Source organism: Nonomuraea sp. NPDC049129, assembly GCF_040648495.1.
In the GTDB taxonomy this organism is placed as follows: Bacteria; Actinomycetota; Actinomycetes; order Streptosporangiales; family Streptosporangiaceae; genus Nonomuraea.
Genome location: NZ_JBEZDU010000006.1, coordinates 488967 through 501450, shown reverse-complemented (window position 1 = coordinate 501450; position 12484 = coordinate 488967). Strand labels below are relative to the sequence as shown.

The 12484-nt window shown below is 69.4% G+C and carries 9 protein-coding genes; 4 read left to right on the top strand and 5 right to left on the bottom strand.

What is annotated here, in order from left to right; all coding sequences use genetic code 11:
- Nucleotides 1-4 precede the first annotated feature (4 nt).
- Complete coding sequence (gene mshB / locus AB0B64_RS21890) at nt 5-910, bottom strand: N-acetyl-1-D-myo-inositol-2-amino-2-deoxy-alpha-D-glucopyranoside deacetylase (RefSeq protein ID WP_358179307.1); 906 nt, start codon at nt 908-910, stop codon at nt 5-7.
- A gap of 29 nt (nt 911-939) precedes the next feature.
- Here mshB and AB0B64_RS21885 point away from each other — a divergent pair, with 29 nt between their 5' ends.
- Together AB0B64_RS21885 and AB0B64_RS21880 are read left to right on the top strand one after the other, a co-directional pair.
- On the top strand, nt 940-3006 hold the full coding sequence (locus AB0B64_RS21885) for a DPP IV N-terminal domain-containing protein (RefSeq protein ID WP_358179305.1): 2067 nt from the start codon (nt 940-942) through the stop codon (nt 3004-3006).
- A gap of 188 nt (nt 3007-3194) precedes the next feature.
- The gene (locus tag AB0B64_RS21880) at nt 3195-4583 is read left to right on the top strand and encodes an alpha/beta fold hydrolase (RefSeq protein WP_358179303.1); all 1389 of its coding nucleotides are present in this window, start codon (nt 3195-3197) and stop codon (nt 4581-4583) included.
- Nucleotides 4584-4716: 133 nt separating this feature from the next.
- On the opposite strand, the gene AB0B64_RS21875 is transcribed toward AB0B64_RS21880, so the two are convergent.
- Nucleotides 4717-6516: an ABC transporter ATP-binding protein gene (locus AB0B64_RS21875; protein WP_358179301.1), complete on the bottom strand. Its 1800-nt coding sequence runs from the start codon at nt 6514-6516 to the stop codon at nt 4717-4719.
- A 2-nt stretch (nt 6517-6518) separates the two neighbouring features.
- A complete protein-coding gene (locus AB0B64_RS21870; protein WP_358179299.1) occupies nt 6519-8297 on the bottom strand; it encodes an ABC transporter ATP-binding protein in 1779 nt (592 codons plus the stop codon).
- A gap of 813 nt (nt 8298-9110) precedes the next feature.
- Between AB0B64_RS21870 and AB0B64_RS21865 the strand changes: the two genes are divergently transcribed.
- Nucleotides 9111-9737, top strand: coding sequence for a phosphotransferase (locus AB0B64_RS21865; protein WP_358179297.1), 627 nt, complete (start codon nt 9111-9113; stop codon nt 9735-9737).
- A gap of 133 nt (nt 9738-9870) precedes the next feature.
- Here the strand turns inward: AB0B64_RS21865 and AB0B64_RS21860 are convergent, their stop codons facing one another.
- Nucleotides 9871-10377, bottom strand: coding sequence for a GNAT family N-acetyltransferase (locus AB0B64_RS21860; protein WP_358179295.1), 507 nt, complete (start codon nt 10375-10377; stop codon nt 9871-9873).
- Between the two features lie 280 nt (nt 10378-10657).
- The gene (locus tag AB0B64_RS21855; protein ID WP_357944165.1) at nt 10658-11491 is read right to left on the bottom strand and encodes a class I SAM-dependent methyltransferase; all 834 of its coding nucleotides are present in this window, start codon (nt 11489-11491) and stop codon (nt 10658-10660) included.
- A gap of 142 nt (nt 11492-11633) precedes the next feature.
- Here AB0B64_RS21855 and AB0B64_RS21850 point away from each other — a divergent pair, with 142 nt between their 5' ends.
- Nucleotides 11634-12434, top strand: coding sequence for a class I SAM-dependent methyltransferase (locus AB0B64_RS21850; RefSeq protein ID WP_358179293.1), 801 nt, complete (start codon nt 11634-11636; stop codon nt 12432-12434).
- The last annotated feature ends 50 nt before the right edge of the window (nt 12435-12484 follow it).

The window sequence follows — 12484 nt, the reverse complement described above, 5'->3', positions numbered from 1 at the left end:
GAGGTTAGTGGATGCCTGCGAAGAGATCGTTCTCGCGGGTGTGCGGCGCTCCCATCCCGCCCGCCTCGATCGGCGGGCCAGGCATCGCGTGGCCGGGCGCGCCGAGCGCCAGGATGTAGTGCTCGACGCCCTGCGCCTCCTGGCCGATGTTGTTCGAGAGCGCGAACCACGGGTCGTCCACACTGATCTGCGTGGCGTGCGCGCGCATGGCGTCCAGCTTGTTGCCGACCCACGGCCGCGCGTCGATCTCCGTGGTGATCACCTCGTCGGGGCTGGCGAACGGCATGTCGTCGACGTCCTCGACGAGAAAGCCGACGTCGGCCGCGCGCAGCGCCTCGGCCGTACGGCGCATCACCGACCTGGCGACGGCCGTGTGGTAGAACTTCGTGATCCGCCACGGCGCCCCCTCACCGAAGCGTGGGTCGGCGGCGAGTTCGTACGCCCGCCGCGAAACGCGATGCGCCTGAATGTGGTCGGGATGCCCATAGAACCCGTTGTCGTCATAAGTGACCAAGACCTGGGGCCGTACCTCGCGGATGACCTTGACCAGCTCCCCCGCCGCCTCGTCGAGGTCGGCCTGCCAGAATGCGTTGGGCCGGTCGTTGGAGGCGACGCCCATCATGCCCGAATCGCGCCAACGGCCCGGCGCGCCCAGGAAGCGGTGGTCCTCGACGCCGAGCGCCTTGCAGGCCATCGCGAGTTCGGCGATGCGGTGCGTGCCCAGCGTGTCGTCGCGGTCGGCGGCCAGGTGGGCGAGCTCCGGGGGGATGACCTCCCCCTCCTCGCCGAGCGTGCAGGTCACGAGCGTGACGTGCGCGCCTTCCGCCGCGTACTTGGCCATCGTCGCGCCGGTGCCGATCGACTCGTCGTCGGGGTGGGCGTGCACCAGCAGCAGCCGTCGGTCAGTCATGCGTTCGAGCGTACTGGCAGGATTAGGGCATGAGTGAGAGCTTCCCGCGCCTGTCGGCCAGGACCCGCAGGTTCACCCTCGGAGTGCCCAGGGGCTTCACGATCTCCCCCGACGGCGGCAAAGTCGTGTTCTTGCGTACGAAGTCCGGCACCGACCCGGTGACGTGCCTATGGGAACTCGACACCGAGACTCACGTCGAGCGCCTCGTGGTCGACCCGCGTACGCTCGACGCCGACGACGGCGATCTCCCGCCCGAGGAGCGCGCCCGGCGCGAGCGCAGCCGCGAGCAGGCGGGCGGCGTGGTCGGCTACAGCACCGACTCCTCGGTGACCCGGGCCGCCTTCGCGCTGGCCGGCGGCCTGTACGTCACCGACCTGCCCAACGGCGACACCCGGCGGCTGGAGACGCCGGGCGCGGTCATCGACCCGCGCATCTCCCCCGACGGCCAGCGGGTCGCGTACGTCAGCGGGGGCGCCCTACGGGTGCACACCCTCGCGGCAGGTGACGACCGCGCGCTCGCGGAGCCCGAGTCGCCGACCGTCACGTACGGTCTGGCCGAGTTCATCGCCGCCGAGGAGATGGACCGGATGCGCGGCTACTGGTGGTCGCCGTCGAGCGACGCGCTCCTGGTCGAACGGGCCGACGAGGCTCCGGTACACACCTGGCACATCGCCGACCCGGCCAACCCGGACCGGCCCGCGACGGCCCAGCGCTATCCGGCCGCCGGCACGCCCAACGCGGTGACCCAGTTGTTCGTGCTCGGAATCGACGGGTCGCGCGTGGCGGTGCCGTACGAGGACGAATACCTCACGACGGCCGCCTGGAGCTCCCATGCACTGTCGATCGTGACCATGTCGCGTGATCAGAAGAGGCTGCGCCTGTTCGCGGTCGATCCGGCGACCGGCGTGTCCACGCTGGTCCGCGAGGACACCGATCCGGCCTGGGTCGACGTCGTCACCGGCGTGCCCGCGCACCTCGACGACGGCTCGCTGGTCTGGGTGGCCGCCGCCGACGGCGGCAATCGCCTGTTCGTGGGTGACCGCGCCGTCACTCCGCCCACCCTGCAAGTACGCGCGGTGCTCGACGTCGACCATGACAGCGTGCTGTTCAGCGCGAGCGGCGACCCCACCGAGATCCAGTTGTGGACCTGGGACGGCCACTCGCTGCTGCCCGTGTCGACCCGGTCCGGCGTGTTCTCTGGGCGGATGTCCGGCGGTGTGGGCGTACTGACCGAGCAGAGCCTCGACACCGAGGGCGTGTCCACCACGGTCGTACGGCGTGACGGCATGGCCATCCCGATCCCCTCGCTGGCCGAACGCCCCGGCCTCGATCTGCGGGTCTCGCTCGGCCGCTCCGGCCGCCGCGACCTCTCCACCGCCGTGGTACTGCCCTCCTGGCACGAGCAGGGCTCGCGGAAGCTACCGGTCCTGATGGATCCGTACGGCGGGCCGCACGCGCAGCGGGTGCTCAACCGTCGCGGCGGCTACCTGGAGAGCCAATGGTTCGCCGAGCAGGGCTTCGCCGTCATCGTGGCCGACGGCCGCGGCACCCCGGGCAGGGGCCCCGCCTTCGAACGCGCCGTACTCAACGACCTGGCCACGCCCCCGCTGGAGGACCAGATCGACGCCCTGCAGGGGGTGGCCGAGCAATACCCTGACGACCTCGACCTGACGAAGGTGGCCATCAGGGGCTGGTCGTTCGGCGGCTTCCTGGCGGCACTGGCGGTGCTGCGCCGGCCCGACGTGTTCCACGCCGCGGTGGCGGGGGCGCCGGTGACGGACTGGCGGTTGTACGACACGTGTTACACCGAGCGGTACCTGGGGCATCCGGACGAGCAGGCGGACGTGTACGACAACTCCTCGCTGTTCGGCGATGCGGCCAAGCTGGAGCGGCCGCTGCTGCTGATCCACGGGCTGGCCGACGACAACGTCGTGGCCGCGCACACCCTTCGCCTGTCGTCGGCGCTGCTGGCGGCGGGGCGGCAGCACAGTGTGCTCCCGCTGTCGGGCGTCACCCATATGACGCCGCAGGAGGTCGTGGCGGAGAACTTGCTGCTGCTGCAGGTGGAGTTCCTGAAGAGGTCCTTGGGCGTGTGACCGCCTGGGGCGGGCCGTGGCCCGGCTTCCTGCGCTGTAGGTGACACTCGTCGGTCGACCTCTCGGGGTGGGCCGCGTCGCAGGTGTCATCAGCCCGTGGCATGACATGCCACGGGCTGATTCGCCTCCCCCCAGACCAGCCCCTGGTCCGATGTGCCCGCAACCCCCGCTGCGGGATCGTCGTGCGCATGCTCAAGCACATCTCCCTCTCCATCGCCATGGCCCTCCTCGGCTCCGGCGTCCAGTCCCAGCAGGCGGCCACCCTCGACTGGTCCGCCTGCCCCAACGACAAAGTCGGGATGACCTGTGCCGACCTCCAGGTCCCCGCCGACTGGCAGAAACCCGACGGCCGCAAGATCACCCTCAAGCTGGGCCGGTTGAAGGCCACCGGCACCTCCTCCGAAGGGTCGGTTCTGGTGGCCTACGGCGGCCCCGGTGCCCCCGGCATCGCCTTGACCCAGACCTATGCGGACCTCTGGGCCAAGCTGCGCGAACGGATGGACGTCATCACCTGGGACACCCGCGGCTACGGCTCGCAGTTCAGCGGCCTCAGCACCGGGCTGGCCTGCACCTGGACCCGAATCCCGCTGCCCGACTTCCCCAAAGACGACGCCGACTTCGGACGGCTCTCCGACACCAACCGCGGCTACGCGGAAGCCTGCCGCAACAAGGACCCCGAGCTGTTCGCCAACATGAGCTCGGCCGACCACGCCAGAGACATGGAGGCCATCAGAAAGGCCCTGGGCGACGGCAAGCTCAACTTCTACGGCGCCTCCTACGCCGGGATCTACGCGCAGGACTACGCCCGGCTCTTCCCCGGCCAGGTGCGCACCATGGTGCTCGACGGCACGATCAGCCACAGCGGCACCGACTGGACCACCGACATGGTCAACATGGCCAAGGACAACGAGACGTCCTTCAACCGCTTCTTCACCTGGTGCGCCGGTGCCGGCAAGTGCCGAGAGCTGTCCGCCCAGTGGCGCGGTCTGGTCGCCAAGGCCGACCGCTCCCCGGTCCCGGCCAAGTCTGCAGGGATCGCCTATACGGGGGGCGACCTGCAATCCCTCGCCATGGGGTTCGCCCATCAGGGTCCCGACGGCTATCCCAAGCTGGCGGAGGCCCTCCGTAAGGCCGTACGCGGCGACGCCTCCGGCTTCGTCCCCGCCCGCGGCTCCCGCTACCCCGACCAGTCGACCGGCGTCACCGAGTGCACCGACTGGCCACGCCCCGCCGGCCGCGCCGAACTCGACAAGACGATCGCCCGACTCCGCAAGATCGCCCCCAACGCGGGCGCGGCCAACACTTTGGCGACGGGCACGCTCGGCTGCATCGGCTGGCCGGTATCAGTGACCAACCCGCCCGCACCCCTCCCCAAGGGCCTGCCACCGATGCTGGGCGCTGGGGCCTGGCGCGAGTCCGACGCGGTCGCCCGGATTCTCAGGCAGGTGCCAGGCAGCGCCACCATCCGCCACGAGGGCCCAGGACACACGCTCTTCGCCTTCAACGAGTGCGCCCGCAACCACATGTTCCGCTACTTGACAGACCGCACCTTGCCGTCCCCTGAAGCGAAGTGCTGACCACCCCCGGAAGCCGACTCATCGACTCCCAAAGGCCGCCCATCGGGAGCCGACTCATCGACTCCCAAAGGCCGCCTATCAGGAGCCGATGACCGGTAGCCGGTCACCAGAGTCGGTGACCAGGAGTCGGCGGTCAGGAGTGCTGTGCCAGCCACTCTGCCGACTCGTCCGTGGCGAGGGAGCGGGTGCTGGCCGGGGTCCCGTGCCAGCTACTCCACAGGGCCGCGTACGAGCCGCCCTCCGCCACCAGCTCATCGTGCGACCCGAGCTCGCTGATCCGTCCGTCCTCGACCACCGCCACCCGGTCCGCGTCGTGCGCCGTGTAGAGGCGGTGGGCGATGGCGATCACCGTGCGACCGTCGAGCACCGCCGCCAGCGACCGCTCCAGGTGCCGGGCGGCTCGGGGGTCGATGAGCGAGGTGGCCTCGTCCAGCACCAGCGTGTGCGGGTCCGCCAGCACCAGGCGGGCCAGCGCCAACTGCTGGGCGTGGGCAGGGGAGACGGCCAGCCCGCCGGACCCGACGACCGTGTCGAGTCCGTCGGGCAGGGCGAGCACCCAGTCGAGCGAGTCGACCGCCGTGAGGGCCGCGCGCACGGCGGTGTCGTCGGCGTCCGGACGGGCGATCAGCAGGTTGTCACGGAGTGTGCCCTTGAACACGTGGTGCTCCTGGGTGACCAGCGCGACGTGGCCGCGCAGGTCGTCGAGGGGCAGGTCGACCAGGGGCACACCGCCCACCGACACCGCGCCCGTACGCGGCCCGTGGATGCCCGCCAGCAACCTGCCGAGCGTCGACTTGCCCGCGCCGGAAGGGCCGACCATGGCCAGCCGTTCCCCCGGCCGGACGGTCAGCGACACGCCGTGCAGCACGTCGCGGCCCTCGCGGTAGGCGTAGCGGACGTCGTCGGCCTCCAGCAGTTCGCCCTCGGGCCGCGCGGTGGAGGCGGTCCGGTCGTCAGGCACGTTTGCGACGCCGAGCAGCCGGGCCATGGCGGCCCCGCCCACCTGCAACTCCTCGATCCACATGAGAAACCGGTCGAGCGGGTCGATGAGCTGCTGCGCGTACAAGGTGGCGGCGGTGACCTGAGCCAGCGACACCCAGCCGTTGGTGTAGAACAGGCCGCCGATGAACAGGGTCGAGACGACCGGGATCACGTAGCCCAGCTCAACGGCGGGATACCAGATCGTGCGCAGCCACAGCGTGTAGCGTTCGGCGGCGAACGAGCCACGGATGTCGTTCGCAGTCCGCGCCTCCCGCCGCCGCTGGAGGCCGAGCGCCTCCACGGCCCTGGCGCCTTCGACGGTCTCGGCCAGTCCCTCGGTCATGTCCGCGTAGGCGGCGTTCTCGCGCAAGTAGCCGTCGCGGGCGCGGTTGAGGTACCAGCGGGTGGAGATCCAGAGCAGCGGCACCGCGATCAGCATCGGCAGCATGAGCAGCGGGCTGACCAGCACCATCGCGCCCACGGTGATCGTGAAAGTGACGATCGCGATCAGCGTCTCGGGCACGGCGTGCCGAACGGTCTGGGAGAGGGAGTCGACATCGCGGGAGGTCCTGGTGATCAGGTCGCCGGACCCGGCCCGCTCCACCGTCGACAGCGGCAGGCCGAGCACCCGGTCGACGAACTCCTCACGCAGCTCGGCGAGGACCTTCTCACCGAGCTTGGCCGAGGCGAGCACCGCGTAACGCACCAGAGCGCCCTGCCCGAACAGGAACGCGCCGATGCCGACGGCGAAGAGCAGCACGTTGACGTGGCCGCCGTCCTGGACGTTCTGCACCAGATTGCCGAGTTGCCAGGGCACGGCCAGGCCCACGATCGCCGCGAGCCCGTGCAGGGCGAGCACGACAGTGAGCTGACGCGGATACTTGAGCGTCAGCCGCCTGGCGTAGGCACGCACCTGTCTCTGGTCGGCGACCGGCAGGATCTCGCGGGCCATCGTCAGTCCTCCCCTCTCGTCACGGTCGCGGTGTATTCCGGCGAGGTCGCCAGCAGGTCGCGGTGCGTGCCTTCGGCGAGCACCCTGCCGTTCTCGACGTAGATCACGTGGTCGGTGCGGTCGAGCACCAGCGGGCTGGTCGTACAGACCAACGTGGTCTTGCCGACGCGGGCCTTGGCCAGCCGCTCGCCGATGCGGGCCTCGCTGTGGGCGTCCACGGCGCTGGTCGGCTCGACCAGGATGAGCACCTCCGGATCGACGAGCAGCGCCCTGGCCAGCCGGAGCCGCTGCTGCTGCCCGCCGGAGAACTCCCGTCCCGCCTCGGCCACCAGAGCGTCGAGCCCGTCGGGCAGGGCCTCGATGATGTCCTCGGCGCAGGCGGCGTACAGCGCCTGCTCCACCCGCTCACCGGACGAGTCGCCACGGACATCGAGCTCGCCGGAAGAGTCGCCGCGGACGCCGAGCCCGCCGGAAAAGTCGCCACGGACGTCCAGCTCGCCGGAAGAGTCGCCACGGACGTCGAGCTCGTCGCGGAGCCTCCCGGTGAACAGGCGGGCGCCGTTGTCAGCGACCAGGATGCGCGTACGGATCTCGGCCATCGGCAGTGTCGCCAGGTCGACCCCACCGAAGGTGACGTCGCCGTCGGCGTAGCGGCCGAGCCGGTCGGCGATGGCGATGGCGTCCTCCGGCAGAGCGGCCGCGATCGCGGTCATGACGCCCGGCTGGACGGTGACGCCGCTGTAGGAGTCGCGCAGCACGCCGCCCTCACTGGTGCCGGTGCCCCCTGACACCTCGGGTTCGATGGACAGAATGCGCACCACGCGACGGGCGGCGACATGGCCCTTGGTCAGTTTGTCGGCGACCTCGGTGAGCGTACGCATCGGGCCGATCAGGAAGACCGCGTAGCCGTAGAAGGCAACGAGCTGACCAGCGGTGATCTCGCCGCCAATCGCGAACGAGGCGCCTATCCCGGTAACGACCGCGATGAGCACTCCGGGCAGCAGGATCTGCGCGCCTTCGAGCAGCGATTCGACCTTGGACACGTTGACGCCCGCAGCCCGTACACGCTGGGACTCCTCGCGATAGCGCGCGGCGAACACCTGCTCGCCACCGATGCCGCGCAGCACTCGCAGCCCCGCCACGATGTCGGCCGACCTGGTGGACAGCTCGCCCATCAGGTCGCGCTGGGCCTTCTGCCGTCTGTGCAGCGGCTTGAGCAGAGGCCCGATCGCGACGGCCATCAGCGGCACGCCGAACATCACCAGCAGCCCCAACGGCAGCGAAGTGGAGATGAGGATCACGGTGACCGCGATGATCGCCACGACGGAGCCGGTGCCACGCGGCAGGATCTCCATCGAGTTGCCGATGTGGGAGATATCGGAGTTGCCGACGCTGACAACCTCGCCGGTCGAGACCCGCTTGGGCAGCGTGGCACCGAGCCGCGCGGCTTGTCTGGCGGTCACTTGTACGGTGCGGTAGGCGGCGGCCAGCCAGTTGTAGACCGCCATCCGGTGCCGCATGATCCCGGTGAACGCCTGCAGCATGCCGATCACGAGCATGATCGCCGACCAGGTCAGCAGCGCGTCGGTGTCCTTGGCCGTGACGGCGTCGATGCCCTTGCCGAGCACAGCGGGGACCAGCGCCTGCAACAGCCACCAGGCGGTGGCGAAGCCGATGCCGCCCAGCAATGCCGGGGCCTGGGCACGCGCGTTCCACCACAGGTACCGGAGCGGGCTGCGGATGTCGGGCATGCCGAAATCGGCTTCTGGAAGGGATCGCATAGCTCATCAAGGTTGACAAGGCGCCGGCTGACCCGGCAAACCATTTTCCGACTCGAGCACCGCAACGAGTGCTGACCGATCAGGTCCACCGGCCTCCGACCTCACCACCCATAGCGGCGCTTACCGACCAGACCCGCTGATCTCCGACCTGAACACCACACCGATGCTGACCGACCAAGTGCAGCGGTTTCCGACCTGAGCACCCTGGCGGTGCTCACCGACCGGATCCACCGGTCCGTTGTCGTGGCGGCCGGCTGCGTGTACGACCTGCCCGCGACGAACCGCACCGACCTGGATCGCCGACCCCTGCCAGATCGGGGTTCCGGCCACGGCACTCCCTGCGATGGCATTCCGCCAAGGCGTTCTGGCGGAGACGCTCCCGCCGCGCCGAGCGTCGGCCGCGCGCCGGCTGCCGGATGCAGCGGCTGCGCACTGGCGGCTCAACCCGCGCCTGCTGCAGGCGGCGTGCCACGGCGGTACCGCCGGTCCGGCCACGGCGGCCCTGCAGGGACGGTCCGGCACCCGATCATCCGGACGGACGGCTCCCGCCGAACATCCGGCCGGCCGGCTGCCGCCGGATTGTCCTTGCGCCTGGCCCCAAGCAGGTAGCAGGGAGCGCGCTGCGGGGACACGCCGAAGCGCTTTACAGGACGCATGTTCGCATCGGGCTGACACATCGTCGTGCTTTTGCCGTTCAGCCGCCCGGTGCCTGCGGTTTCCCTACCATTCTACCGCCGACCCGGTCTTACACCGTGTATCGAGGCTGGCTCAGGTGATTCCGGGGATCTTCCCGGTACGCCAGAATCGATCCCTGTGAAGCACGGGTACACCAACAGCACGGTCGGCGACGACACATGGGTCGTCAAGTGTTATGAAGGCCCTGACGCGGCTATCCGCCTCAAGACTGAGAGCAGGTTCCTGCGCCGACTGCGCGGGCGGCTGCCTGTGCCCGCCGTACACCGGGTGACCCCGACGAGCGTGACCACTCGCTACGTACGCGGGGCGCACGGCCAGGACCTGCTCGACGAGGGCCGCGTGACCGAGGTCCTCGCCGGGTGCGGGAAGACGCTCGCCCGCATCCACCAGCTGGGGATCGTGCACGGCGACTACGGGCCGCAGAACCTGCTGTTCGACCCGGCCACGTTCGAGACGGCGGCGATCCTCGACTGGGAGTGGGCGCACCCGGGCGAGCCGATCGAGGACCTCGCGTGGTGCGAGTGGATCGTACGCATGCACCACGCGGAGCACGTACCGCTCCTGGCGTCCTTCTTCGACGCGTACGGCGGCCCAGTGCCGCCCTGGCCGGACCGTCACGCGGCCATGGTGGCGCGCTGCCGTGCCCTGCTCGACTTCACCGGCCGGTGGGAGCCGGGCGGCGACGGCGAGAAACTGTGGCGCGAGCGCCTCGACGTCACCGCCTCCTGGACCGACGCGGCCTGACGCCGATACGGGCGGACATCAGAGCGGCGGGCGACCGATCAGCGCGATCACGGTCGCCAGTCGTTATCACCGCTTCCTGAGCCAGCGCAGCCTGATGCCGATGCAGGCGGGCACCAGAGCGGCGGGCGACCGATCAGAGCAGTCGCAGTCGCCAGTCGTTGCAGCGCATCGGATGACCGGCCGGGTACTCGAAGTCGACCTCCCCGACGAAGGTGAACCCGGCCTTGCGGCAGATCGCGTTGGACGCCGGATGTTCCACCGATGGGTAGGCGTGCAGGTGCCGGTGCCTGCCCTCCGCCCGAGCCTTGGTCGCGATGGCAATGGCGGCCGCCGTCGCGATGCCCCGCCCCTGAAACTCCGGCAAAATCCCCCATCCCGTCTCATAAACGGTCTCACCCTGCCATTCGCGCTCCCAGAAACCGATCGAGCCGACCGTCTCCAGCTCAGGCTCGACGACCACGCTGAACATGGCGCCCAAGCCCGGATCATTCAGCTTGAGATAGCGCTCGTGCCGCCCGACCACCTCTTCCTCGGTCTCGGGACCGCCCAGGTGCTCGGTCATCTCAGGAGCGTTGAGGCGGCGCAGCAACCCAAGGTCACCCTGCGACCAGGGCTCAAGTCGGACAAAAGGTATCTCCATCCCGCGGATGGTACTGAACGAGTCTGACAATCACCGCGCGAACCTTGCGACGTCCGGACCCATCCTGCGAATGACCGTGCCGTGTTCGGATTACCTCCGCCGACGGGAGCATTGAGGACGCTCCTACGGCATCGCGACGGTGTTGCCGCGGCGGCCGAAGGACGATGTTGCCGCGGCGGCCGAAGGAGGTCTCGATCATCTGGCGTCGGGATGCGCCGAGGTGGGGCTGCGGTGTCGGCCGACGACCCGCGGGCGCGACGGTTCTGCGAGCGATTCCGGGTCACATCGTTGGGGCGGCCGGACCCGCCGCCGGAGGAGGTGCACCACCGGCTGAGGCTCGCAAGGAGTACATGAGCGGGACCCTGGGCGCGCCCTCCGGCAGGCGGTAGCCAGTGTGGTCGCCGGACATCGTGGCGAAGCGGCGGAAGAGGGTGTGGTCGTACTCGTGCAGGAACTCCACCCGCAGGCCCGCCGCCGCCACAGCGCTGACTACGTCGCCGATGCTGTGCTGGAACTGCACGGAGGTGTGGGACTCGATCAGCCGCCCGCCGGTGTACGTGTACGGTTCCTCCCAGATGTGCGGACCCCGGTCGAAGTAGTCGTAGGCGATCGTCGTGCCGGTCTCCTCATCAAGGACTTGGGGAAAGGGGTGGAATTCCGCGAGATAGAGGAATCCGCCCGGTTCCAGCAGCGCGGCGACCGTCTCCGCCCAGCGGGTGAGCTCGGGCAGCCACACCAGGGCGCCGAGGCCGGTGTAGACGATGTCGTAGGTCTCGCCGAGCGCCTCGACCGCGTCGTACACGTCGGCGGTGACGAACCTCGCCGGCAGGCCGCAGTCGGCGGCGATGGCCCTGGCCTGCTCGATGGCGGCGTCGGAGAAGTCGAGCCCGGTCACCTCGGCGCCGAGCCTGGCCCAGGAGAGCGTGTCCAGGCCGAGGTGGCACTGCAGGTGCGCCAAGCGGCGGCCGGACACGTCGCCGACCTCCGCGACCTCGAACGGCCTCAGGACGCTCCGGCCGTTGGCCTTGAAACCTTCTACATCGTAGAAGTCGCTGTCGACATGGATCGGGACCCGTGCGTTCCAGTTGGCCCGGTTGGTCGTCAGGTAGTCCATGACGCCCGAGGGTAAGCAGGAACGCGGTCGCAACGCCTCCCATTAAGTCGGGCGTACCGCCGTCACCTCGTAGCAACGCGGCGTTCGATCAGAGCTGGGTGCCTCGATGACAGCATCGTCGCCGCACTGTCAGCATCGGAGAATGTCCCGCGATCTTCGGCTGATGAGAGCCACCTTCGACAGCGCCGCTCACTCCTATCAGGACGCCCGCCCCGACTACCCGGCCGAGCTGTATTCCGACCTGCTGGCGATCACGTCGATCACGCCACCCGCGCACCTGCTCGAAGTCGGATGCGGTCCGGGGAAAGCCACGCTGCCATTGGCACGGATGGGCTTCCGGATCACCGCGGTCGAACTCGGCGATGCTCTGGCAGCGGAAGCACGGCGCCGCCTCGCCGAATTCGCCGACGTTTCCGTGATCGCGTCGTCTTTCGAAGACTGGGAGCCGCCGACAGGGGCCAGCTTCGATCTCGCGTACGCGGCCACAGCATGGAAATGGGTGGACCCGAAGGTCAAGTACGCGAAAGCAGCCGAACTGCTCGCCCCAGGCGGCCATTTGGCCGTGTGGAACGCCGACCACGCATTCCCGGCAGGTTTCGACCCGTTCTTCACCGAAATCCAGAAGGTATACGACGAAATCGGCGAAGGTGATGGCAGCCCGTGGCCGCCGCCACCGCCTGAGAACCAGCCCGACCCCATCGCCACCGAGTTCGATGCCTCCGGACACTTCACAGTGGTCGGAACAAGACTCTACGTATGGGCTTTGCGCTACACGGTAGACGAATACATCGCGCTGCTCGACACGTTCTCCGGCCACATCGCCATGGACCCGGCCAAACGTGAACACCTCTACCGTGAGATACGCCGCCTCCTCGCCACACGCCCGGACGGACGGCTCGTCCGCCACTGGTCGGTCGGCCTCACCATCGGCCAACGCCTATGACCTGGGGATAGCCGCTACGCCCGTGACCTGAAGACGCCCGTGCACCGGAT